Source organism: Phycisphaerales bacterium, from assembly GCA_035627955.1.
Taxonomy (GTDB): domain Bacteria; phylum Planctomycetota; class Phycisphaerae; order Phycisphaerales; family UBA1924; genus JAEYTB01.
Window position 1 is genome coordinate 1 of sequence record DASPKU010000012.1, and the last position, 24096, is coordinate 24096.

The window sequence follows — 24096 nt, forward strand, 5'->3', positions numbered from 1 at the left end:
AAATGCCGTCGAGGTTGAGGTCGAAGGGCTCGGGGCAGTTGCTGGGCAGCAGCATCGCCGAGGCGGCGAGCGGGAGTGCGCAGGCCGCGGCGATGGCGGCGAGGGTGGAATGCTTGATCATTGGTGGGTGGTCCTGAGTCGATCGCAATATCAGCAGCTGCCGCCGCTCAGCACACGGAAGAACGCCTCGATGTCGCCGTCGGTTGCAACATCGCCGTCGGCGTTGAAGTCGGCCGACCCACAGGTGGGGCAACAGGTGCCGCCGATGCAGGCGAAGAACGCCTCGATGTCCTGGTCGGTGCCGGAGTCGCCATCGCCGTTGAAGTCGGAGGTCCCGCCCGGCGGAGTGCCGGGGGCGCGGAGGCGGACGATGGCGGGCACACCGTTGATGTGCACGGAGATGTAGACCGAGAGCTTGCCGTCGGCGCTCGCCATCTCGCTGATCGCGGCCACGGGGGCGATGTAGGTGACGACCTTGTCGCCTTCCGGCGTGCCGTCGCCGTCGGTGTCGACGGTGTCGTTGACCTTGAGGATGGGGGCGCCGTTGAGGAACGCCGCAAGGGTCACCACGCTGGCGCCGGGCTCGCGGGCGCCCCAGACCATCAGCAGGTCGTTGGTGAGGTTGAGCTTGAGCACCATGGGGGACCCTGACAGCACCAGGCCGCCGACGGTCGCTCCTTCACGGAACGCCAGCTGGTTGTTGACAATGACCAGCGAGTCCTGATCCTCGGAGTCGATCACATCAGCGGCCACGGCCCAGCGCTGCGGGTGGTTGCACCCGGGCACCTCGCCCGCGGCCGGCAGGTAGAAGCGGCGGACCGGATAGCCGTTCCAGGTGCCGCTCTGGCTGATGAGCGTGTGGTTGTTGTCGGGTGAGTTCTCCGGGGCCGCGAGGTTGCGGTTGATCACCCGCCACTCCCCCGCGCCCGCGTACCCGCGGTCGACCGCCACCACGGCGAGGATCTGCGAACCCAGCGGTGAGACCGAGAACGCTTCGATCGACGCGGAGGCGCCGATGACGGCCGCGTCGGGCTCAACGGTGTCGCCGCCGGCGAGGATGCGGGTTGGCGTCATCCCCATGAAGACGCCGCGGTTGACGGCGGCCCCGCGCTGCTGATCGGCCTCGCCGCCGAGCCAGTAGGGCGTGCCGGTTTTGGTGATGCCGGGCCGGCTGAGGAAACGCCAGCGGCGAGTGGCAGACAGCCCCGTGGGCATGGGCTCGCCCTCGATGTGGACAGGCCCAACCAGGTCAGGAGCGCCGAACCACATCGAGTCGAAGAAGCGCCGCATGTAGCTGAACTGCCGGTTCGCACCCGGCACCGGCGAGAGCTCGATGCTCATGGACAGCACGCCCGCGCTGCTGATCCCCAGGCACGACTCGATCCGAGCGGGGTGGTAGTCGGCGGTGCGCTTGGTTTGTGAGTAGTCGTGGATTGCTGACGTCGCACCGCGGTCATCACTCGTCCATAGCACCGTGCGAGTCGCTCGATCGTCGACATTCTTCTGAACGACCGCGGCGGCGTGGTCGCCGGCGGCGGCAAGCGCCTTGATGCGCGCGGCCTCCTGATACTGATGCATCGCCGCAAAGTCGGCCACCTGCGTCGGCCCATCGCCGGCCATCGCAACCGCCGACATCGCAACGGCCGCGCCAAAGAAGCTGAACTGTTTGATCACGCTCCGCCCTCCAAATGCAGGTGCACACAGTCGCACGCACGTTTGTGCGTCGCAGAGCAGATTGGAAGTGGTGGAAGCGGGGTTAGGGGCGGGGCTCAGCCGCTTGGGCTTTCTTTATACAGCTTTCATCTGTACTGCTGGTGCAGCGGGGTCAGCAAATTGGAAGATTAGTTGCACGGCCTCTGGAGAAACCCGGCGGTAAGTGTCGACGGATGAACTCGTTAGAGCCTGCAGGATGCGTACCTGAGTGTCTGGGTTTTTTTCTCAACCCGCGACCACGCTTAGGGGATCGCTCAAAGTTTGTGAGCGCAGCCCGATCCGCTGACTTGGGTCGGTAATGCGGAATTTCCGAGCCAACGGGGAGCATTTCCGCCCAACGCGGAGCCCGTTGGCCCCGACGCGGGACTTTTCCGGCCAACGCGGAACAAGTCAGCCCCGACGCGGGGTAAATCAGCCCTGAAAAGTTGCGTTGTGGCCCCAACGCGGGGCTCGTCGGGGCCATTTTCCATCGTGTCGGCGGCAACAACCCGCGCTGCGCGGCGGCAGCGGCGTTATTCGCGGACCAGGGCAGCAGGGCGGTGGTTATCGCGCCTGTCGCGCGCCTCGGCGCTCAGAGGATCTCAACGACCTTGTACATCTTCACGCCCCGCGGGGCGTTGTAGCGGACGATGTCGCCCACGCGGGTCTTGAGCAGGGCCTCGCCCATCGGGCTGGTGGCGGTGACCTCGTCGTACTCGTCGTTCTCGGTCCCCGAGAAGTCGCCCACCAGCTTGATGGTCTCCTTCTTGCCCTTGGGGGTGCTCTCGTCGGTCATTTCCTGGAGACGCACGGTGGAGCCGATGAACACCACGCCCTCGACCGCCTTGGCCATCTTCTCGTCGATGACGCTCATGTTCGACAGCCGTTCCTGGAGGCGGCGGATTTCCGACTCTTCGATGCCCTGCTGCTCGCGGGCGGCGTGGTAGTCGCCGTTCTCCTTGAGGTCGCCCAGGGCGCGGGCCTCGGCGATGCGGGTGGAGAGGACGGCGCGGTTGTTCACAAGGGCCGCCAGGCGGGCCTCGATCTGCTCTCGTTCGGCCTTGGTCACCAGTTCCATCGCGCGTTCCTCTGCGGGCCGTTGGCCGCCCGCGGTTGGGTCGGTACAGAAAGAAACCCCCGGGGCGTCCTTTCTGGAAGAAGGCCCCGGGGCGTCCCCACAATCTAGGCCACAACGCCGGTCCGTGCCACTCAGCCGGGTTCACCCGGTGTGCGGCCGCCCTTCACTGCGCCACGGCCCGCGATCAAGGCCGCGCCCCAGGTGAGCAGTCCGCCGGCCCAAGCGAGGACAACGCCGGCCCAGTGGCGTGCATCGATCGCTGCGGTCTGTCCGGTCCACGAGCGGTCCCGCGTGATCTCGTAAACGCCGGTGAGCGGGCTGGTCATGAGCCACTCCACCAGCGGTCGGGCGCGGCTGGGGTCAGCGGGGTTTGTCGGCGCGGAGAGCGCGGCGATCACCGGCCCCAGGACCACCAGCAGCACGAGCATCGCCATCATCCCCCAGCGCGAGAGGCGCGGGCGCACCATGTACGTCGCCAGCAGCCCGCCCATCAGCACCGCCCACCCCGCGATCAGCAGGTCCAGGCACAGCACCACGCGCCACGGCCAGCCCGCCATCCACGTGAACGCCTGCGGCCACAGCACCGCCTGCACCGGCCCCAGCAGCACGATGAGGTCCTGCACCACCGCGCGCACGCGGGTCCCTTCGCGGGGCAACTCCTGGGACAACCGCACCATCGGCCACAGCACGCACACGCCCGCGGCCGCGAGGGCGACCATCAGGCGCGCGGCGGGGCGGTAGACGTCGGCGCTCAGCAGCCCCAGGGCCCCCACTGCACCCACGGACACGACGGTCGCGCCGAAGAGGAACATGATCCACGCCGCAGCGAACGTGCGCGGCTCGCCGCGCCGGTGGGCCCAGCGGTCGCGCGGCGCATGGGTGTAATCAGGGTTTCCTTGCGACGCCGGGACTGAGCCGCCCTCATGCGACGCCGGGACTGAGCCGCTCTGGGCGAAGTCCCGGATTGGCGGCGACACCGGAGCAGGCTGAGGCTCACCCTCACGCGGCGGGTCTCCCCCACTCCCCGCCCCCTCCCCACTCACGGCTGAATCGCCGTCGCGGAGATATCAAACTGGAGGTTGGCCGCGTTCACGTAGATGAGCGGGTAGCCCGCGTCGATCCGCTTGTAGTCGTGCATGATCTGGGAAAGGTGCGCCAGCTTCTGGGGCGTGGACACCTCGCCGACCAGCGGCTTGGTCGGCCGCCCGCCCCACACGACGCGCGTGCCCTCGGGCGTGACCAGCGTCAGGCGGCCCTTGGCCGAGTACTCCGAGGCGTCAACGCCCGCGACCTGGTGGTACCACGCCTTCTCCTGCATCAGCTCGATCAGCTCGATGCTGGCGACGATGTCCTCCCCGGGCCACGCGGTGCCGTAGTCGGGCGTGCCGTCGGCGTACGCGGGGGGCGCCACGGCGGGGTTCATGACCACCCGGAAGTTGCGCTCAAGCCCCGCCTTCCGAACCGGCGGGAGCCGCTTGCCGTCCCACGAGACGAGGTAGTCATCCCCCTTGTAGCGCACGAACACGCCGGGGACGCGCCACTTGCCGGTGATGTTGACCTTGCCGCCCCGCCCGCGCGTCACGCTGGGCGTACCGTCGAACCAGCCGGAGGCCTTGAGCGCGTCGGCGACGCGCGCGAGCGGCTCGGGGCTGAAGGCCTCCTGACGCGTGTCGCCCAGGGCGTCGATCACGAGCTGCTCGATCTCCTCCTGGTTGGACTTGGGCAGCCATGTTGACGGCTTGCCATCGGGCGTCACCGCGTTCATGGGCCAGGCGATCTCGGGCTTCACGCCGTTGAGGCTCACGGTCTGCGCCGCCCGCTGCTCCAGCGGGCGCAGCCCCACCGCCACGGCGACGAACAGCCCGCCGATCAGGATGATGATGCTGAAGGAGCAGACGTACGTGATGAACTGCCGCCACTGAAACCCGGAGTTCGCGTCGTTCTTCGCCATAGTCGTCCCTGACGTGCCACCGAGATGTCTTCATCTCGGTGGCTGTTTGCCGGTCTAAACCGCGGCCTTCCGTGCCGCGGGATGCTGATGATCCCTGACCGCCAGCTCCACCAGTTTCGCCGCGAGGTCCGCGTAGGACAGGCCCGCGTGCTTGGCCGCCATCGGCATCAGCGAGTGGCCGGTGAAACCCGGCATGGTATTGACCTCCAGCAGCCACGGCGTGCCCTGTTTGTCGAGCAGGAAGTCGACGCGGGCGAGGTGGCGGGCGCCCAGGGCGTCCCACATCTGCTTGGCCGCGCCCTGGATCGCCTGCTTCACCCCTGCGGGCAGCTCAGGCTCAACCACGTACTTCGTGTCGTCGCTGGTGTACTTGGCCTCGAAGTCGTAGAACGCGACCTTGGGGATGATCTCGATGGGAGCGAGCACCTTGCCATCAAGCATGCCGACGGTGAGCTCGCGCCCGCCGAGCACGGCCCGCTCGATCATGTGCACCCGCCCGGGGTGCTCCCGCTGCTCGCTCATGACCCGCTCGCGCACGCCCGCCCACTCCCCCGGGGAGCGGACAAAGTGCACCCCCACGCTCGAGCCCTCGTGCACGGGCTTGACGACCACGGGCGCCTCGAACGGGCAGCCCTCGTCCGCCGCGTTAAATACCGCGGCCTCCTGCGTGCGGACGTCCACGCGCCACGCCGCGGCCTTGGTCGCCAGCTTGTCCATCGCGAGGCGTGCCGCCTGCGGGCGGCAGCCCACGTATGCCCGCCCGTCGCGCTCCAGCAGGTCCTGGAGACCGCCGCCCTCGCCCCAGCCGCCGTGGAGGACGGGGAAGATCACGTCGCCAGGCAGACCACTCAGCTCGGCCTGGGTGAGGCGGCCGATGACCTCGTAGCGCACGCGGTACGTGCCCAGACCCTTGAGCGCATCGGCCACGCCCTGCGAGCTCCACAAGCTCACCTGCCGCTCGGAATCGGGGCCGCCGCCTAGAACAAGAACATCCATACGTGCCACCGAGATGTCTTCATCTCGGTGCGTTCTCCTATTGATGTCTGGACCACACCACCACCTCAGGCTCGATCGTGACGCCGAACGCGTCGCGCACCCGAGCGACCATCTGCCCCATCAGCTCGATCACGTCACGGGCCTTCGCCCCCGCGTCGGTCACGACGAAGTTGCCGTGCCGCATCGAGACACTTGCCCCGCCCACGCGCATGCCTTTGCACCCGGCGCGGTCGATGAGCAGCCCGGCGGACACACGCCGGCCTTTCGCCCCCACCTCGCCGAGCTCCTTCACATCCTCGCCCAGCGTCGGGTTCTTGAAGCAGCAGCCCGCGGAGTTCTCCGCCATCGGCTGGCTGGTCTTCTTGTACGCCATGACATCCTTGAGCTTCGTCCGCAGGGCCGCGGCGTCGCCGGGCGGCAGCATGAGCTCGGCCCCGGTAATGATCAGCCCCTGCAACCCCGAGTGGCGATACGTGAAGCGGACGTCGCGCCCGTTCTCCAGCACCCGCTCGCGCCCGACGCGGTCCACGGCGAACACCCGCACGATCGATGGCCCGATCTCCCCGAACGCCCCGCCCGCATTCATCATCACGGCCCCGCCCACGGTCGCCGGGATCCCGCCAAGGCCCTCGAGCCCCGACAAACCCTGCCGCACCGACTCGGTCACCAGCTTGGCCAGATCCGCGCCCGCCCCCGCGTACACGCGCCCGGTCTTCACATCCATCTCGATCTTCGTGAACCCGGTCGCAGCGAGCTCAACCACCAGTTCCGACACGCCATCGTCATCAACCAGCAGGTTGGCCCCATCGCCGAGCACCCGCAGACGCGGATCAATCTCCACGCACCGCCGCAGTTCCTCCACCGAACGCGGCACACAGAACCGCTCCGCGCCACCGCCGATCCCAAACCACGTCGGAATGGGGGCGTTCGCCTGGATCACCGGTTCAGTCGCGACTGCGGTCATCTCAATCCTTCATACCAAACACGGAGGCACGGAGAGCACGGAGAGGATGGTGGGACGAAAAAAACAGGTCCAGCTTCAACATCCTCCCGTCATCTTCTCCCTTCCCATCCCAACTCTGCCTTCCTTCTCCGTGTACTCCGTGCCTCCGTGTTTAGTTTTCTGCCTCACGCCTTCAGGAACCCCCGCGCCACCTGCCACACCGGCCCCGCCCCCATCACCACCAGCAGGTCGCCGCCGCGGCAGACATTCTCGAGCTGCTCGACGATCGCCTCGAAGGGGTACAGGTGCATCGCCCGCACGCCCTTGCTGCGAAGGCGGTCAACGAGGTCGCCGGCCGTGACCTTCTGCTTCTCCTCCTGGCTGTCGCGCACGAAGTAGATCTGCGGCACGATGACCACATCCGCCTGCGAGAAGCTGCTGGCGAACTCCTCCATCAGGTGTCGCGTGCGGCTGTGCTGGTGTGGCTGGAAGACGCACACGAGTCGCCCGCCGCGGTCCTGCGGGCGCTCGCTCTCGCGCAGAGCCCGCAGCGTGCAGTCGATCTCGGTGGGGTGGTGGCCGTAGTCGTCGTACACGCGGACGACGCCGCCGCTGGGCATGGGCCGCTCGCCCAGGAACTGCATCCGCCGATCGATCCCGCGGAACGCGCCCAGGCTCTTCGCGAGCGTCGCGGCGTCACCGCCCAGCCACGATCCGAGCACGAAGGCGGTGGCCGCGTTCACGGCGTTGTGCGCCCCGGGAAGCAGGTTCGTCCACGTAGCCACGACCTCGCGCTCGTGCGACACCGTCACCTTCCGCGTCCCGGGGTCGTAGCTCACGACCCAGTTCGCCTCGGGCGAGAAGCCGATGGTCTCGACCTCGCAGTCCAAGCCGGCGGTCACCTCGCGCCGGTGGGCGCCGTCATGAGCGATCAGCAGCCTGCCGCCCGCGCTCTTCGCCGGCACCAGCTTCGCGAAGTCGCGGAAGGCCTCCACCACCGCGTCGAGCGAGCCGTAGATGTCCAGGTGATCAGCCTCCACCGACGAGATGCTCGCGATCGTCGGGCGGAAGTTGTGGAACGAACGGTTGAACTCGCACGCCTCAGCCACCAGGATGCCCGGCTTCCCCGCCATGCCCCCACGCGGGATCGCGTTCGCGCCCAGCCGGAACCCGGTGGGCTGCCCGATGTCCGCCAGCGCCCCCGTCGAGAGCTGCGCACTCGTCGCCCCCACGATCACCGTCGGGTCCAGCCCCGCGTCCGTCGCGGCACAGCCCAGCATGGCAGTGGTCGTGCTCTTGCCGTGCGTCCCGGCAATGGCCACCCCCGTCCGCCCCACCATCGAGCGGCCCAACGCCTCCGCGTACAGGTACACCGGCACGCCGCGCCGCTGCGCCTCCAGCAGCTGCGGGTGGTCGGGCCGCACGGCCGCGGTCGCCACCAGCACGTCGCACTGCTCGGGGATCCACGCCCGGCTCTGGTCAAACCCGACCGCCACACCCTCGGCCACCAGCGCGTCGGTCGTCTCGCTCTGTTCCTTGTCGCTCCCGCTCACCGCCGCGCCGCGGCTACGCATCATCCGGGCCAGCCCGGACATCCCGCACCCGCCGATGCCCACGAGGTACACCGACCGCCCCTCAAGGGCGGAAAACACCTCGGACTCGCTCGCTTGCACGCCGGAATGGACGGGGGAGTTGGGAGTGGGGCTCATCGCCCAAAGCTATCGGATGGCGGGCAACCGCCGGCCCAAAACACAGGTTGCTCTCTGTCTCCGCCCCGAAGGGGGCGTTGGAGCGTTGCCACGGGTGCAGCGACGCGGCTTCGCGTCGCTGAACCCATGGTTCGCTCGGGCGATCTCAAGCCGCCCCGTATGGGGCGGAGGAGCTGCAGCAGATCAGCGCAGAGCAAGTCACCCCTGCGCCGGCGTGTCTTTCAGCTGCTTGAGTTCATCCCGCAGGATGGCCGCGAGCTCGTAGTTCTCCTGCTCGATGGCCTTGGCCAGCCGCTGGCGGAGCTCGGTCTTCTGGGAGATGGGCAGCTTGGGAACCAGGGCGTCGCGCATGCCGCGGAGCAGTTCAACCTCGCTGCTCTGGTCGAACATCTGCGGCTTGCCCGAATCGTTGAAGTAGGATCGGAGGGCCTCCAGCCCCTCATCCAGGGCGTGGATCGCGGCCTTGGGCTCGTTGTCCTTCATCGCCTGGCTGGCAAGGGCCCTTGCCCGCATCATGGTGATGTAGGGGCGGAACTGCTCCAGGATGGTGCGGTCCTCCTCGGTGGAGGCGTGCTTGGCGCACAGGTCCAGCACCCGCAGGTTGCGGGTGGTGTCGCGTACCACGCGGTCAAAGTCCTCCAGAACGAGCAGGGCGAGGTACCGCTGGTAGAACTGCGCGGCCTCCTCCCGCAGGGCCCGGCAGTCGTCGGACGTCAGATTCTGCTTATCGGGCTTGCTCTCAGCCCCCGAATAATCGGGCTCATCCTCGCCCTCGAGCTGCGCCTCGAAGTACTCCAGGAGGCTGGGGTACCCGAACGGACGTTCGCCGTCCGGACGCCCGTCGGCGAACATTTGGATGATGCCGAGGTCCAGGCGGACCTGCACGCGGGGCTCGCCGTCGTCCCCCACGATCATGCGTGCGTTGATTTGCCCGGGCTGGAAAGCCCATTCCTGCAAGAGTTTAGAGATGTCCTGGCTCATGGGTTGCCGCCTGCCAATACTTCATCCTGCCAGCTTGGCGACACTCAAAATATACGTTCGGACGGGCCGGAAGGGTGCTGGAGGGGGGTGGCGCAGAAAAGTTCGTCGACGAGCAAAAAATTCCGAGTGTGCCTTGCATTTCGCGCAAACCGGCACATGTTCATACTGGGGAGAGGTGCGCGAGAGAGATCCTTCAGCCCTTAGGCCCCAGAGTCGATGAAACCCTAGGACGGGGTCATACGGATAGTGGCTTGCTGCCTGGGCCTGCGTGCCCCTGCGTTTGTGTGCAGAACCGGAGTTCCGACCGGGGCAGTACGGCGAATCTACGCCGGGAAGGGTGGGAGACGTGAGTCGAGTTTCCGCTGACAAGACAACCACAGGGAGCCGGTCTGTCCAATCGGACCTGTCGCTCTACCTCAAGGAAATCAACCGCTACACGCTGTTGACCGCCGAGGAGGAGCGCGAGCTTGGCTGGAAGATCATCAACGACAACTGCGCCGCCTCCCGCGAGCGCATGATCCGCTCCAACCTGCGGCTCGTCGTGTCGATCGCCAAGAACTACGTGAACCGCGGCCTGTCCCTCACCGACCTGATCGAAGAGGGCAACATCGGCCTGCTCCGCGCCGTCGAGGGCTTCGACCCCGCGCAGGGCGCCCGCTTCTCCACCTACGCCTCTTGGTGGATCAAGCAGGCGATCAAGCGGGCGCTGATGAACGCCACGCAGCCGGTGCACATCCCCGCCTACATGGTGGAGCTGATCGCGAAGTGGAAGATCGCGTACCGCCGCCTCGAGGCCGAGCTCGGCGCCCCGCCCAGCCTTCAGGACCTCGCCAAGGCGATGGACCTGCCCCTCAAGAAGGTCCGCATCATCCGCCGCTCCATCCGCGCCTTCCAGTCCGGCGGCAGCACCGCCAAGGACGACAACGGCGACCTCATCAACCTGTCCGAACTCGTGGCCGACACGCGCCACGGCACGCCCGACGAGCGCATGTTCCACCATGAGGAGCTCACCCTCCTCAAGAAGCTCCTCGAGTCCATTGACGAGCGCGAGGCCGCGGTGCTCCGCATGCGGTTCGGCCTCGACGGTTGCGAGCCCCTCACCCTCAAGCAGATCGCCGACGAGATCGGCATCAGCCGCGAGCGCGTCCGCCAGATCGTGGATGAGGGCCTCACCAAGCTCAACGCCCGCCTGAGCGACGAAAAGCCCAGCCGCTTCTTCCGCCGCATCGACCCGGAGCTCGAGGCCCTGGTCGAGGCCGCGCACCGCAAGGGCGACGCGGCGGCGAACTGAGCCGCGCGACAACAGTGATACACGAAGGCCGGCGCGTTGCGCCGGCCTTTTTCGCATAGGTCCTATGAGTCCTCTCGGTCCTATGGGGCTGCGCTACGCACCTATCATCCTCCCCTTCACGGAGTTGCCCCATGCGCGCCATCGTCACCGGCCAGGTTGGAATGGACAAGAAGCCGTACCTCGATGGCGCGGCCCGCTTCGCCGGCGAGCAGGGCGATCCCATCAGCATCTACCACGTCGGCGACATGATGTACCGCGAGGCCCGGGACGTGCGCCCCGGCCGCATCCTCGACCTGCCGCTGTCGCGCCTCGACTCCCTCCGCCGGGCCGCGTTCAAGGACATCATCGCTGACAGCCGCGACCAGAAGAACCTGATGGTGAACACGCACGCCACCTTCCGCTGGCGGCACGGCCTGTTCTCCGCCTTCGACTACGACCAGATCGCCAAGCTCAACCCGGACCTCTTCATCTGCCTGGTGGACAACATCGAGGTCGTGCACCACCGCCTGCACAACGAGCATGAGATCGACGCCACGCTCAAGGACTGCATGGTGTGGCGGGAGGAGGAGATCCTCGCCACTGAGCTGATGTCCAAGGCGATCCCGAGCTCCAAGTTCTACATCCTTTCCCGCGGCCGGCACCAGCCCACTGTGAAGCAGCTGTTCCGCCTCATCTGCCGCCCTGGGATGCGGAAGGTGTACCCCAGCTTCCCGATGTCGCACGTCGTGGACATGCCCGACGTGCTCGCCGAGATCGACGCGTTCCGCGCCGCCCTCGCCCAGCACTTCATCACCTTCGACCCCGGCGATGTGGACGAGAAGCTCCTGCTGGAGCGGTCGATGGCCGCGGCCCGCGAGGGCAAGGAGTTCCTGGAGGTTGCCCCGCACACCTTTGGCGGTGCCAAGACCGCCGCCCCCATCAAGGTCCGCATCCGCGAGGTGCTGGACATCGCCGGCGACATCGACGGCCAGATCTACATGCGCGACTTCAAGCTCGTGGACCAGTCGGACATGATCGTGAGCTACATCCCCGAGCTGCCCGGCGGCATCCCGGGCCTGTCAAGCGGCGTCGAGCGCGAGCTCCACCACGCGTGGGAGCACACGAAAGAGGTCTTCGTGGTGTGGAAGCCCAAGAAGAGTCCCTCGCCCTTCATCACCGAGACCGCGACCAAGATCTTCGCGAGCGTCGATGAGGCGATGCGGTACTTCGAGGCGAACGGGTACTTTGGTGAGAAGAACCTCTTCGGGAACTGAAAGACGAAGACCAAACACGGAGGCACGGAGTACAGGGAGGCGGAGTTGGTGAAAGGACGGGAGGCGGATGAGAGGCCACGGCCTTCTTGACCCTTGATTCCAGTTCCCACCTCAGTGCTCTCCGTACCTCCGTGTTTGGTACCCCGCCCCTGAAAGGCGCGACGGGGAATACCGAAAGCAGTGGCGTGGAGACCTACCCCCCACAAGCCGACCCCCTGCACGACCCGCACGCCGCGGAGTGGGAGCGGACGTGGGCGGTCTTCATGCACCTCACGGCGTTCATCCTGCCGGTGTTCTGGATCCCGGTGATCCCCGCCCTCATCATGTGGCGGGTGCGGCACAAGGAGTCGCCGTTCGTGGACGACCACGGGCGCGAGATCGTCAATTTTCACCTGTCGATGCTCGTTTACGGAGTGATCGCCCTGCTGCTCACGGTCATCTGCATCGGCGAGGTGCTGATCGTGGGCCTGTACCTGCTCGGCTACATCGCGGCCATCTTCGGCGCGCTCTCCGCCGGCAAGGGCCGCTACTTCCGCTACCCCATGTGCCTGCGGTTCCTGCATTAGCCTGGCGGTGCGCGGGGTGATTCACCACACGGCAGCCCGCATAGGGGCCAAACACCCCAAGACGCATCACCGCTTCCCACCGTCTAAACTCTGGGCCTGATGCCGCTGCTCCAGACCCAGAAACTGCACAAGACGTACAACGGGCGGGTCGTCGTCGACGACGTGGGCTTCTCGGTGGAGCGTGCCGAGGTGGTCGGGCTGCTGGGCCGCAACGGCGCGGGCAAGACGACCAGTTTCCGCATGACCATCGGCATGATCGACCCTGACCCGGGCTCCGGCAGCCGCGTGTTCTTCGATGGCCAGGACGTCACCGACCTGCCGATGTACCGGCGTGCCCGCCTGGGCATGGGCTACCTCTCGCAGGAGCCAAGCATCTTCGGCCGCCTCACCTGCGAGGAGAACCTGCTCGCGATCCTCGAGACGCTGAAGCTGCCGCGGGCCGAGCGCAAGCACCGCGCCGCGGCCCTGCTCGACCAGTTCGGCCTGCTCAAGAAAGCCAACGAGCCCGCCCGCACGTGCTCGGGCGGCGAGCGCCGCAAGCTCGAGATCGCCCGCGCCCTCGTGACCGAGCCCAAGCTCATCCTCCTCGACGAGCCCTTCAGCGGCGTCGACCCCATCGCGGTCGAGGACCTCCAGGCCGAGATCCGCCGCCTCGCGGACCGCAATATCGCGTTCCTGATCACCGACCACAACGTGCAGCAGACGCTGCGCGTGTGCGACCGCGCGTGCATCATCCTCGAGGGCCGCAAGATCGCGGAGGGCACGCCGCGCGACGTGATCAACGACCCCATCGTCAAGCGGGCCTACCTGGGCAACCTGTTCCGTGGCGACGAGTTCGACGATGTAGTTGTCGGCGCCGCACGGTGAGTGCCCGAGTCAGACTCGTTGTTTTCACTTCGGCGAAGTTTCTGACAGAATCGCTGCTTCAGCGGCAGGCGTATCCACCGTGATGTGGTCGGCTTTGCCGCCGCTCACGACAACCTTCGGGATAGACGACTTACACAGGTCCTCGCCAGCAGCGCACCGCTCGAATAGTCGAACCTGCGCCCGTGTGGCCATGAAGGCTCCGGGCACAACGTAGAAGGTGCCTTCCGGCAGGCTCGGCGATTTGCCATCGCCGGTTACCTCAATCGCATCCCCGGGCACCAGGTCCAGAAACGACTGTACAAGAGAACCATCAGACTTGACGAACGAGATTCCACGGAGCCGCGTTTCAGCGAGTCCTTTGCCTGTGAAGTTGGTAAGAGTGATGGGAACTTGAGCGGACTCTTTCCAAGTCGGCACCTGAAACACGCCGAGATTCGTGTCCTTCTGGATCGGCGGAGTCACGATTGGAACCGCCGCGGAGTTGCCGCACAGTGCAAACAGCACCGTCCGCTCGTTAGGCCTAATGCAGCCGATGGTCCACGAACCATTGACCGGCCGCTTGGCTTGCACTGTCAACGGGAGCTGGCGGCCAACCACCCCACCGTGCTGTACAGGAGTACCGGCGTCCTCAACCTTGAACGTAACCTTGAGCGCGGGCTGAACAACGATGCGGAGCGAACCACGCTCACTCCCCTGCGGCACGCTTGTGGCATATGCCTTTTCAAACGTATGAGCCTCGATCAGGGCAGCACCTGCAGCTTTCCTTTCGCGGTACTCGCTGTACTTCTCGCCCCTTCGCGCCGGCCCTACCAATGTCGCGATATCAACTTTTACATCTGTCGCGGGTGCCAAGAGGTTGAAATTGGCGGTTCCATCCGCGTCGGTCTCCGCGAACGCATTTGTCGAATCGACTTTAGCCATGAGCGGTACCCGTGCAACTGGCGTACCGCTCGCGTCCACAACTCTCACATCAACGGTGATGTGCCGCGGGTCAGCAGGTGCCTGATGCCACAACCCGCTTGTGAGGACGACAGCCGCAAGGAGGTTCATGACACGAATCCTTTCACTGAAACTCGTACAACCGCGGCCCCGTATCGGCCCCCGCCATCCGGTCCTTCACCTTCAGCAGCACTTCCTTGCCCATCGCCTCCGCGGTGGCCATCTCTTCCACCACCGCGTGATCAGCCCCGAGCTGCATCGCCATCAGGCCTTTGCTCAGTGCGTTGGCGCGGGCCGCGAGGAACACGTCCTTCTTGAGCATCCGCACCGTGCGGCAGGCCCGCAGCATGGCTTCCTCATCGGGCATCGTCAGCACAACGGCGTCGGCATGCTCGATGCCGGCCGAGTGCAGCACCTCGGGGTTGCTGGCGTCGCCATAGACGATCTTGCGACCCAGCAGCACCTGCCGCTGCACGGTGTTGGGGTTGAGCTCCACCACTGTGATGTCCACGCCTTCCGGCTGCAGCGCATCGGCCACAGCCCGCCCCACCGGCCCGAATCCCGCGATGATGACCTTGAACTTGTCCCCCTGGGCGTCGGCCACACCGTCAACGGCCGCGGGCTCCTCCCGCAGCATCGAACGCTGCACCCAGGGCGCATTTCGGACGGACTCAAGGCGCGGAGCCACCCGCCGCCCGAGCGCCGCGATGAGCGGTGACCACAGGATCGAGAACGCGACCACCGCGACCGCCTGCGCGACGTACTCCTCCGTGAACAAGCCCTCCTGACGCCCCTTCGCCAGGATGATGAGCGTGAACTCGCCCGCCGCTACGAGGGTGACCGCCGCGAGCACGCCCACCCGCAGCGACGCGCCCAGCGCCCACGATGCCAGCGGTATCCCGACCAGCCGCACGAACGCGAGCCCCAGCAGCCCCAGCAGCACGACCCACCACGAGCTCGCGACGTCCCGCAGCGGCACCGCGAGACCGACCGCGGTGAAGAACACGGCCAGGAACAGGTCGCGCATCGGGATCAGCTGCCCCGAGACCTGGAACCGGAAGGGCGTGCTCGCCAGCATGAAGCCGCCCAGGAACGCGCCCATCTCCGGGCTGAAACCCAGCCACGCGGTGTACATCGCGCCCGCGAGGGCCATGGCCGCGGAGACCACGATCATGACCTCGCCGCCATAGCGGCTTGCCTCCCGCAAAATCTTCGGGAGCACGAAGCGCCCAAACAGCAGGAGCAGGGCGATGCCAGCGACCGCGATGCCGCCCGCGCGGAGCGCCTGCAGCGGCGTCGTCTCCTCCTGGTTCACAGCAGTGCCGTTCCACAGCGCCAGGAAGGGGATCACCGCAAGGGCGACCACGGCGAGCAGGTCCTGGAACAGGCACATGCCGAATGCCAGCCGCCCGTAGGTCGTGTGCAGTTCCCGCCGCTGCTCCATCATGCGGATTGGCGCCGCCGTGGCCGTAAACCCCATCGCAAGGGCGATCCCGAGCGCCACCGGCACGCTGCCGACGAAGAGGTAGGCCAGGCCCCAGGCGAGGAGCACCATGATGGCGGTGGCCAGCGTCGTGCCGCCCACGATCGAGAACAGCCCCTTCTTGACCCTGGCCATGTCGAGCTCAAGGCCGAGGATGAACAGCAGGAGGATGGTCGAAAGGTGGCCGATCTCCTCGACGCGCCCAGCCGTGCGGATGATCTGGAACGCGTGCGGCCCTATGAGCGCGCCGGCGATGATGTACCCGGGGATCGAGGGCAGCCGAAAACGGTTGAACGCGAGCGCCACCAGCGCCGCCATCGCCAGGACCACAACGAGGTCCAGAGCGAAGTTGCGTTCCGCGGCGGTTTCGGCGAGCAGTGCAATCAGCATCGGCGTCTCAATGGCTCACTTGCGGGCGACCAGCACGGCCAGCAGTGTAAGGTCCGCCGGGGTCATCCCCTCCAGCCGCCCCGCCTGCCCGAACGTGGCCGGCCGGAACTTCACCAGCGCCTGGCGGGCCTCGGTCCGCATCTGGTGGAACGACTCGTACGGGGCATTCTCTGGAAGACGGCGGTGCTCGAGCTCCGCCTGCCGCTTGATCTCCGCCCGCTGCCGCACCAGATAGGGCTCATACCGGCGGTCGGCGTACACAGTGGTCAGAGCCGAAACAGCCGATCGCGCAAGCGATCGGATGTCTTCGTCACCCACTTCCTCCAGATCCCGCCGCAAGTCGTCCAACTCGAACTCCGCCGCCATCATCCGCCGCCCCAGCGGCACACCCTCAACCCGCGCCGCATCGATGGCCGCGTGCAATGCCCGCATCTGCTCCCCGCGCAAAGCAAACACCCGCGACCGCACCCGCCCCCACGCGTTCTCCAATAACCCCACCTCCCGCGCCACGGGCGTCAGCCGGTCGGCGGCGTTATCCGCCCGCAGCAGCAGCCGGTGCTCGGCGCGGCTCGTGAACATGCGGTACGGCTCGATCGGGGTCTTGGTCACGAGGTCGTCCATCAGCACGCCGATGTACGCCTGCTCGCGCCCCAGTACCCATTCACCCTGGCCCGTCGCACGCCGGGCCGCATTGACGCCCGCCACAAGCCCCTGCGCCGCGGCCTCCTCATAGCCGCTGGTCCCATTGATCTGCCCCGCGAGGAACAGGTTCCGCACCAGCTTCGTCTCGCCCGTGGCGCGGATCTGGTGCGGGCGCACCATGTCGTACTCGACCGCGTACCCGTAGCGGTACACCTCCGCCCGCTCGCAGCCCGGCATCGAGCGCACGATCGCGTCCTGCACATCCGCCGGCAGGCTGGTGGAAATCCCGTTGCAGTAGACCCAGTCGTCGCGGAGCGATTCGGGCTCGAGGAACACGCCGTGCGTCTCGCGCTCGGCGAAGCGCACGACCTTGTCCTCGATGCTGGGGCAGTAGCGAGGGCCCACGCTCTCGATCTGCCCCGAGTACATGGGCGCGCGGTGCAGGTTGACACGGATGATCTCGTGCACAGCGCGCGTGGTGTGCGTCTGGGCACACGCGACCTGCGGCAGGAGTGGGAAGCGCTCGAACAGAACCGAACGCGCAAGCGATCGAGTGCATTCCTCTTCGCCTTCCGCTCGGAAGTCCTCAGAGAAAGCACCTCCGATTGCTCGCGCAATCGACTCCTTCGATCCCGTGAGATCGGAGAACGGCGCCGGCCGCTCATCCCCCCACTGCTGCGGCAGTCCGTCCCAGTCGATCGACCCCCGCTTCAACCGCGGCGGCGTTCCCGTCTTCAATCGCCCCAGCTCGAACCCCAGCTCGCGCAAGGCCCCCGAGATGCCCACCGCCGCTGCCTCACCGAACCGCCCGCCCTCCGTCCTGCGCTCGCCGGTGTGCATCAGCCCCCGCATGAACGTGCCAGTGGTCAGCACAACCGCGCCCGCGTGCAGCTCCAGCACCTCACCGGAAGGCGCCCGCTTCACGACCACCCCGCGCAGCTCGCCGCGCTCCACCACCAGCCGCTCCACGCTCCCCGCCACCAGCTCGATCTCAGGGCGCATGGCGATCAGACGCTGCACTTCCTCCGCGTACGCGTGCTTGTCGCACTGCGCCCGCGGCCCGTGCACCGCCGGCCCCTTGCTCGTGTTCAGCACCTTGAACTGAATGCCCGTCGCGTCCGTCGCCAGCCCCATGAGGCCGTTGAGCGCATCCACCTCTCGCACGAGCTGGCCCTTCGCCAGGCCGCCGATCGCCGGGTTGCACGACATCACCCCGATCTTGGATGTGTCGAGCGTGACAAGCGCGACTGACGGCCCGTCGGCTCCAATCGCGGACCCACCCAGCACATTGGCCGCCGCCCACGCGGCCTCCACGCCCGCGTGCCCTCCCCCCACCACGATGACCCTGTACGCCTGCACGCCCAATCTTACGGGACGCCCCGGCTCAGAAACTCCACCGCATCCCGCACCACCAGCCGCTGCGCGTTCGCGAACAACTGGACCAGGGGAGCGGGGTCGCCTTTGCGTGCCGTGGACACGCAATGCAGGTACGTGGGGTGGGCCGTGGGCGGGAGCATCAGGGGGAAGCCCCCGGCGCGGATCATCACCGCCGAGGCCAGGGTCCGCGCCAGCCGCCCGTTGCCGTCATAGAAGGGATGGATCACGCCGAGCGCGTGCAGCACCCACGCCGCACGCACCAGCGCCGGCACCCCCGCGGCCCTCGCCGCGGCATTCGCCCGTATGGCCTCCGCAATCGACGGCAGAACCCGGTCAACGGGCGCCGTGTCCTTCCGCACGCCCTCCCCGTCGATGACCAGCACCATGTGCCGCCGCCACTTGCCGCGGCTGTCACGGAGCACCTCGGGGTCCTGCACCATGCCAGGCACCGCGGGCGGACGCAGCGTGGGGCAGAGCAGCGCGTGCAGCTGCGCCACCTCGGCGGGCGCGATGTCCACCCCTTGCTTGATCACGCCGACCAGCAGGTCGGCGCTCTGCCGACGCCCGGCCTCTGTCGGCCACTTCGAAAGATCGGTGCTCACCTCCGCCGAAGCCGCGACTGCGGCGTCGATCCCGATCTCCAGCATCATCGCGATGTGCGACCGCCCGCTCACCTGGATCGGGCGCACCAGCAGCCCGCGCGAGGCCCAGTGCTCAACCAGCGTGCGCATGGCCGCGTCGAGCCGCCCCGCTTCGGACAGGGCCGTGCGGAGTGCAAGCCACGCCGCCCGCAGGCCGCCGGTGTCCTCCGGCAGCTGCCACCGCGCGTCCAGCGGCAGCGGTGGGATGTACCGGAGGTACTCCGAGCCATCCGGCAGCCTGCCGACCGGGTCAGTCATGAACGGTTCCGTGACCTGCAAACAGCAACCCTGCAACACAATCCCCTGACGGGGACCGACACCCGTTCGCGTCTGGTCACCAGCGGTTGCACCGGAGGGCGAAGGTTCGCGCAACTCGCTCCAAGGCCCTTGCGGCGGCCACGTTGTGCGACCGGGGTGCGCCGGAATTCGGCGCCTGTCCGACGGATCAGCACGCCCACCGCATCTTGTCACCCGGGCGGGGTGACTTATCCGGACGGAGGGGTTATGCGCGCGTCTGCGGCAGTGAAAACGATGATGCGGATTGCAGGCTTCTCGGTGTGCACCATGCTCGCGGGCGCCGCAGTGGCCCAGCCCGCCGTACCCTCGCCGGCAACGCCGCCGCAGGCCGAAGCTGCTCAGCAGCCGACCACAAAGCTCGAAGTCAAGCCGCTGGGCGCTGTGCCCGTCGTCATCACCAACGTCACAGTGATCACTATGACCGACGCGGGCACGCTGCCCAAGCGCACCGTCGTTGTCCGTGACGGCAAGATCGCTGAAATCACCGACAAGCCCGTCTCCCTCAAGGGTTCGACGGAGGTTGATGGCTCGGGCAAGTTCCTGATCCCCGGCCTCTGCGATATGCACGTCCACTTCCCGCCCTTCGCTGGCGATCAGGGCGACCCCTCCTGGCGCGCGGCCGCGCTGCTGCTGGCCAACGGCGTTACCACCGCCCGCGGGATGATCGGGCACGATGCCCACATCGAGCTCCGCCGCCGCATGGCCACCGGCGAACTCGTCGGCCCGCTCTGCTACTTCGCCGGCCCGCCGATGAACGCCCAGGCGCACAAGACCGCCGACAAGGCCCGCGAGGCCGTGGCGGCGCAGAAGGCCAGGGGCTTTGACCTCATCAAGTCGCACCGGGTCATTGTGCCGCAGGTGTACGAGGCCATCCAGAACACCGCCCGCGAGCAGCGGATCGCCGTGGCAGGGCACGTGGACAACGAGGTTGGCCTCGACCGCGCCCTCGCCGCCACCATGCAAATTGAGCACATGGACGGCCTGCTCGCCGCCATCTGCCCCCCGGGCGCCGAGCACGGCTGGGCACAGATGCCCGCCCCGCACGTGAAGGACGCCGCGGACCTCACGCAAGTCCCTGCGGTTGTTGCCCGCATCAAGAAGGCGGGAGTGACCGTGACCCCCACGGCCGCGCTCTTCGACCTCATCGCCGACGTGAACACCACCAACGAGACCCTGCTCAAGAAGCCGGGCATCAAGTACATCATGCCCAACGCCGTCAAGCAGTGGGAGCAGCAGCGGCAGCACACCGTCGACAACGGCCCGTTCTCTGATGGGGAGCTGGGCCCCTGGTTCACCCGCGTGCGGGCAGCGTTCGTTGCCGAGCTCAACAAGCAGGGCGTGCCGCTGATGGCGGGCTCCGACTCGCCGCAGTTCTTCCTCGTCACAGGCTTCGCCCTCCACGAGGAGCTTGAGGCCCTCGTCCGCGCGGGCCTCTCGCCCGCGCAGGCGCTCAAGGCCGCGACCGCGACTCCCGCCGACTACCTGCGCTCGCTCCCGAACAAGGGCTCGGGCGCTGGGATTGACCCGGACTTCGGGGTGATCGCCGCGGGCAAGCGCGCGGACCTGGTGCTGCTCAGCGCCGACCCGACCAACGACATTGCGAACACCCGCAAGATCGAGGCGGTTTGCGTGCGCGGCAAGTGGCTCGACCGCGCCGCGCTCGATGACCTGCTCAAGCAGATCGAGGCCTCGGTCGCCCCCAAAAAGCCGCAGGAGTAAGCACGAGCCCTGTGCGCAAGCACAGGGGATACCTGCACCCACGGTTCCTGCAAAGAAAGAACCCTGTGCTCGCGCACAGGGCTCGTGGTTCTCCCCGTGTTTCCGGCCCCGCTTACGACATCACCACCTCGCGCTGGTGCACACCGTTCAGCACCGGCGCCCGCGCCGGCAGCCGCTCGATCGGCAGCCCGTCGGCATCGAGCTCCGCGTGCTTGTGCTGGGCTGCGATCAGCATGTAGATGCACGGCACCACGAACAGCGTGAACAGCGTCGAGATCGTCATCCCCGCCACCAGCGTGATGCCGATGCTGTTGCGGGCCTCGGCGCCGGCGCCGGTGACGAGCACCAGCGGGAAGTGGCCGAACACCGTGGCCGCGGAAGTCATGAGGATGGGCCGCAGGCGCGTAGCGGAGGCCTGCTTGACCGCCTCGAACTTGCTGAGCCCCTGCTCCTGCAGGTGGTTGGCGAACTCCACGATGAGGATGCCGTTCTTGGCCACCAGCCCCACCAGCGTGATGAGCCCCACCTGCGAGTAGATGTTGAGGGTCGTGAAGCCCAGGTAGGTGAACAGCAGCGCCCCGGTGATCGCCAGCGGCACCGACCCCAGCAGCACGATGAGCGGGTCACGGAAACTGGAGAACTGGGCCGCGAGCACGAGGTAGATGAGCCCCAGGGCCAGGCCCAGCGTCGTGACCAGCGAGGAGGACTCCTTGCGGATCTGGCGGCTCTCGCCGGCGTAGTCGATGGTGTACCCCGCGGGCAGGACCTTGCGGGCCGCGTCCTCGAGGGCGGTGAGGGCCTCAGCCTTGGTCACGCCCGGGGCCGCGCCGCCGAACACCTTGAAGCTGTTGCGCTGCTGGAACCGCGTCAAGGCCCGCGGCCCCGCTTTGGTCTCGAGCTCCAGGAACGACCGCACTGACGCCAGTCCGCCGTTGGCCGAGCGCACCTTGAGGTCCAGGATCTTCTCCGGGGTGGAGCGGTCCAGGTCTTCCACCTGCGGGATGACCTTGTAGCTGCGGCCCTCGTAGTTGAAGCGGTTGGTGTACCCGCCGCTGAGCATCACTGCGAGGTCCCGTCCGACGCTCGCGAGGTCCAGCCCCAGGTCCGCCACCTTCTCGCGGTCGATGACGATCTTGGTCTGCGGCAGGTCGAGCTTGAGGTCGGTGTCGGCGTACTGGAACTTGCCCGACTGGAACGCCGCGCCCACGAGCTGCCCGGCGAGCGGGGCCATGTCCTCGGCCTCGTCGGTGCTGGTGATCACGAGCTCCACGTCGAACTGCCCCGCGCCCGGCAGGGGCGGCGGGGTCTGCGGGAACGCCATCACCCCCGGCACCATGGAGAGCTGGGCGTACAGCCCGTCCATCCCGTGCTTGGCGGGGTCGCCGTCCTTGATCTGCGCCGTGGTGCGGTCGCGCTTGCCCCAGTCCTGCGTCTGGATGCCGCCGAAGCCGCTGTTGACCATCGCGACCTGGAAGTAGAACTTCCGCTCGGGCACGTTGAGGAAGATGTCGCCGACCTGGTTGAACGACTTGATCGTGTTCTCGAGCGACGAATCGGGCGCCGCCTGCACGAAGGTGAAGATCACGCCCTCGTCCTCTGTAGGAGCGAGCTCGCTGCGGGACTTCAGGTACAGCGGCACCGCCGCCGCGGTGATCAGCAGGGCGCACACCGCCACCGCCCACCGCATCTGGAGCACGAAGTCCAGCTGCCGCGCGTACACGCGCCGGATCGTCTCGAACCGGCGGTTGACGAACCGCTGGAAGCGGCTCTCCTTCCCGCCCGCGGGCACCATCTTCGCCGACATGATCGGGCTGAGCGTGATCGCGACCACGCCAGAGATGATCACCGCGCTCGCCAGCGTGAACGCGAACTCGCGGAACAGCATCCCCGTCAGCCCGCCCTGGAACCCGATCGGCGCGTACACCGCCGCCAGCGTGATCGTCATCGCGACCACCGGCCCCATCAGCTCGCGGGCCCCGATCAGCGCCGCCTGCAGGCGCGTCTTGCCCTCCTGCACGTGCCGCTCGACGTTCTCCACCACCACGATGGCGTCGTCCACCACCAGACCCACGGCCAGCACAATCGCCAGGATCGTCAGCAGGTTCAACGAGAAGCCCATCAGCAGGATGGCCAGGCACGCCCCCACCAGCGACACCGGCATCGCGACCAGCGGCACCAGCACCGTCCGGAACGACCCCATGAAGATGAACACCACCAACGCCACGATCCCGATGGTCTCCATCAGCGTGGTGCGGATCTCGCGGATCGCGTTCTCCATGTAGTACGTGCCGTCGTAGGCGAGCGTCATCTCAACGCCCGACGGCAGCGTCGGCTGCAGCTCCGCCAGCTTGGCCTTGAGCGCCTTCGCCACGTCCAGCTCGTTAGCGCTGGGCAGCGGCCAGATGCTGAACCAGATCGCGGGCTTGCCGTTGAACCCGGCCTGCCCCATCGGCTCCTCGCTCCCAAGCTCCACCCGCGCCACGTCCCCCAGCCGCACGATCGTGCCCTGCACCTGCCGCACGATCAGCTGGCGGAACTCCTCGGGGCTCCGCAGGTCGGTGTCGGTCACCAGGTCGATCTGCACCTCGGCGCCCTTGGTCCGCCCCACCGTCGCCACGAAGTTGTTCCGCACCAGCGCGCTCTGCACCTCGAAGGGCGTCACGTCGAACGCCTCCAGCTTGCGGCTGTCCAGCCAGATCCGCATCGCCAGCGCCCGCGGCCCCTCGATGCCCGCCTTCTGCACGCCCGGCAGGCTCTGCAGCTCCGGCTGCAGCTCCCGCGCCATGTAGTCGTTCAGCTGCGGCAGCGTCAGCGTGTCGGTCTGCATCGCGATGTAGAACGTCGCGTAGGGCTTGTCCGTCCGCACGATCTCGATCACCGGGCTCTCGGCCTCCTGCGGCAGCTCGCTCCGCACCTGATTCAGGCGCGCCGAGATCTCCGCCAGGGCGTCGTTGCTGTCGTGGTTCAGCCGCAGCCGCACCGTGATCATGCTCACGCCCGCGGTCGAGCTCGACTCGATGTAGTCGATGCCGTCGATCGCCGACACCGCCTTCTCGATCGGCGTCGTGATGAACCCGCGCACGGTCTCCGCGCTGGCGCCGATGTAGAACGTCTGGATGGTGACTGCCGAGGACTCCAGGCGTGGGTACTGCCGCACCGGCAGGTGCGAGATCGCCTGGAACCCCACCGCGAGGATGATCAGGTTGATCACGATCGCCAGCACGGGCTTCTTGATGAAGATGTCGGTGAACGACTTCATTCGTGTGCTCTTGTATGTGCTC

General features: G+C 67.4%; 18 protein-coding genes. 5 read left to right on the top strand and 13 right to left on the bottom strand.

The genetic code is table 11. The annotated features are described in order from the left end of the window. Positions 1–150 precede the first annotated feature (150 nt). The 8 genes from VD997_09795 to VD997_09830 form a co-directional block, all read right to left on the bottom strand. A complete protein-coding gene (locus VD997_09795) occupies positions 151–1674 on the bottom strand; it encodes a hypothetical protein (protein ID HYE62278.1) in 1524 nt (507 codons plus the stop codon). Positions 1675–2284: 610 nt separating this feature from the next. Beyond that, positions 2285–2770: a GreA/GreB family elongation factor gene (locus tag VD997_09800; GenBank protein HYE62279.1), complete on the bottom strand. Its 486-nt coding sequence runs from the start codon at positions 2768–2770 to the stop codon at positions 2285–2287. 131 nt (positions 2771–2901) lie between these two features. Continuing rightward, positions 2902–3747, bottom strand: coding sequence for a hypothetical protein (locus VD997_09805; protein ID HYE62280.1), 846 nt, complete (start codon positions 3745–3747; stop codon positions 2902–2904). 62 nt (positions 3748–3809) lie between these two features. Beyond that, a complete protein-coding gene (locus VD997_09810) occupies positions 3810–4721 on the bottom strand; it encodes a hypothetical protein (protein ID HYE62281.1) in 912 nt (303 codons plus the stop codon). A 54-nt stretch (positions 4722–4775) separates the two neighbouring features. Further along, the gene (locus VD997_09815) at positions 4776–5717 is read right to left on the bottom strand and encodes a D-alanine--D-alanine ligase (GenBank protein ID HYE62282.1); all 942 of its coding nucleotides are present in this window, start codon (positions 5715–5717) and stop codon (positions 4776–4778) included. A gap of 37 nt (positions 5718–5754) precedes the next feature. Then, positions 5755–6681: a UDP-N-acetylmuramate dehydrogenase gene (gene murB / locus VD997_09820; protein HYE62283.1), complete on the bottom strand. Its 927-nt coding sequence runs from the start codon at positions 6679–6681 to the stop codon at positions 5755–5757. A 164-nt stretch (positions 6682–6845) separates the two neighbouring features. Then, positions 6846–8369 carry a UDP-N-acetylmuramate--L-alanine ligase gene (gene murC / locus VD997_09825; protein HYE62284.1) on the bottom strand — a complete coding sequence of 508 codons (1524 nt, stop codon included), beginning with the start codon at positions 8367–8369 and terminating at the stop codon, positions 6846–6848. A 198-nt stretch (positions 8370–8567) separates the two neighbouring features. Next, complete coding sequence (locus tag VD997_09830) at positions 8568–9350, bottom strand: UvrB/UvrC motif-containing protein (protein HYE62285.1); 783 nt, start codon at positions 9348–9350, stop codon at positions 8568–8570. Positions 9351–9696: 346 nt separating this feature from the next. On the opposite strand from VD997_09830, the gene VD997_09835 reads away from it, so the two are divergent. The 4 genes from VD997_09835 to lptB all read left to right on the top strand — a co-directional run bounded on the left by VD997_09835 (position 9697) and on the right by lptB (position 13327). Further along, positions 9697–10641, top strand: coding sequence for a sigma-70 family RNA polymerase sigma factor (locus tag VD997_09835; protein HYE62286.1), 945 nt, complete (start codon positions 9697–9699; stop codon positions 10639–10641). A gap of 131 nt (positions 10642–10772) precedes the next feature. Then, the gene (locus VD997_09840) at positions 10773–11894 is read left to right on the top strand and encodes an AAA family ATPase (protein HYE62287.1); all 1122 of its coding nucleotides are present in this window, start codon (positions 10773–10775) and stop codon (positions 11892–11894) included. A gap of 185 nt (positions 11895–12079) precedes the next feature. Further along, positions 12080–12460, top strand: coding sequence for a DUF4870 domain-containing protein (locus tag VD997_09845; protein HYE62288.1), 381 nt, complete (start codon positions 12080–12082; stop codon positions 12458–12460). 99 nt (positions 12461–12559) lie between these two features. Beyond that, positions 12560–13327, top strand: a complete 768-nt coding sequence (lptB, locus tag VD997_09850; GenBank protein HYE62289.1) for an LPS export ABC transporter ATP-binding protein — start codon at positions 12560–12562, stop codon at positions 13325–13327. A 24-nt stretch (positions 13328–13351) separates the two neighbouring features. Here the strand turns inward: lptB and VD997_09855 are convergent, their stop codons facing one another. From VD997_09855 to VD997_09870, 4 genes are read right to left on the bottom strand one after another with little or no spacing between them, the layout of a single operon-like run. Beyond that, positions 13352–14377: a hypothetical protein gene (locus VD997_09855; GenBank protein HYE62290.1), complete on the bottom strand. Its 1026-nt coding sequence runs from the start codon at positions 14375–14377 to the stop codon at positions 13352–13354. 13 nt (positions 14378–14390) lie between these two features. After that, positions 14391–16139, bottom strand: a complete 1749-nt coding sequence (locus tag VD997_09860; protein ID HYE62291.1) for a cation:proton antiporter — start codon at positions 16137–16139, stop codon at positions 14391–14393. 15 nt (positions 16140–16154) lie between these two features. Continuing rightward, entirely contained in the window at positions 16155–18140 is a 1986-nt protein-coding gene (locus VD997_09865) for an FAD-dependent oxidoreductase (protein HYE62292.1), read from the bottom strand. Positions 18141–18148: 8 nt separating this feature from the next. Then, positions 18149–19057 (bottom strand): Fic family protein, encoded by a 909-nt coding sequence (locus VD997_09870; protein ID HYE62293.1) that lies wholly within the window; start codon positions 19055–19057, stop codon positions 18149–18151. A gap of 273 nt (positions 19058–19330) precedes the next feature. Between VD997_09870 and VD997_09875 the strand changes: the two genes are divergently transcribed. Then, positions 19331–20815, top strand: coding sequence for an amidohydrolase family protein (locus VD997_09875; protein HYE62294.1), 1485 nt, complete (start codon positions 19331–19333; stop codon positions 20813–20815). Positions 20816–20927: 112 nt separating this feature from the next. Here the strand turns inward: VD997_09875 and VD997_09880 are convergent, their stop codons facing one another. Continuing rightward, the gene (locus VD997_09880; protein ID HYE62295.1) at positions 20928–24074 is read right to left on the bottom strand and encodes an efflux RND transporter permease subunit; all 3147 of its coding nucleotides are present in this window, start codon (positions 24072–24074) and stop codon (positions 20928–20930) included. Between the last annotated feature and the right edge of the window lie 22 nt (positions 24075–24096).

Bases quoted from the DNA above. Each gene is read 5' to 3' on its own strand.
- VD997_09815 (HYE62282.1), bottom strand. From the start codon at position 5,717: ATGGATGTTCTTGTTCTAGGCGGCGGCCCCGATTCCGAGCGGCAGGTG.
- VD997_09810 (HYE62281.1), bottom strand. From the start codon at position 4,721: ATGGCGAAGAACGACGCGAACTCCGGGTTTCAGTGGCGGCAGTTCATC.
- lptB (HYE62289.1), top strand. From the start codon at position 12,560: ATGCCGCTGCTCCAGACCCAGAAACTGCACAAGACGTACAACGGGCGG.
- murC (HYE62284.1), bottom strand. From the start codon at position 8,369: ATGAGCCCCACTCCCAACTCCCCCGTCCATTCCGGCGTGCAAGCGAGC.
- VD997_09880 (HYE62295.1), bottom strand. From the start codon at position 24,074: ATGAAGTCGTTCACCGACATCTTCATCAAGAAGCCCGTGCTGGCGATC.
- VD997_09870 (HYE62293.1), bottom strand. From the start codon at position 19,057: ATGACTGACCCGGTCGGCAGGCTGCCGGATGGCTCGGAGTACCTCCGG.
- VD997_09875 (HYE62294.1), top strand. From the start codon at position 19,331: ATGATGCGGATTGCAGGCTTCTCGGTGTGCACCATGCTCGCGGGCGCC.
- murB (HYE62283.1), bottom strand. From the start codon at position 6,681: ATGACCGCAGTCGCGACTGAACCGGTGATCCAGGCGAACGCCCCCATT.
- VD997_09855 (HYE62290.1), bottom strand. From the start codon at position 14,377: ATGAACCTCCTTGCGGCTGTCGTCCTCACAAGCGGGTTGTGGCATCAG.
- VD997_09800 (HYE62279.1), bottom strand. From the start codon at position 2,770: ATGGAACTGGTGACCAAGGCCGAACGAGAGCAGATCGAGGCCCGCCTG.
- VD997_09840 (HYE62287.1), top strand. From the start codon at position 10,773: ATGCGCGCCATCGTCACCGGCCAGGTTGGAATGGACAAGAAGCCGTAC.
- VD997_09830 (HYE62285.1), bottom strand. From the start codon at position 9,350: ATGAGCCAGGACATCTCTAAACTCTTGCAGGAATGGGCTTTCCAGCCC.
- VD997_09860 (HYE62291.1), bottom strand. From the start codon at position 16,139: ATGCTGATTGCACTGCTCGCCGAAACCGCCGCGGAACGCAACTTCGCT.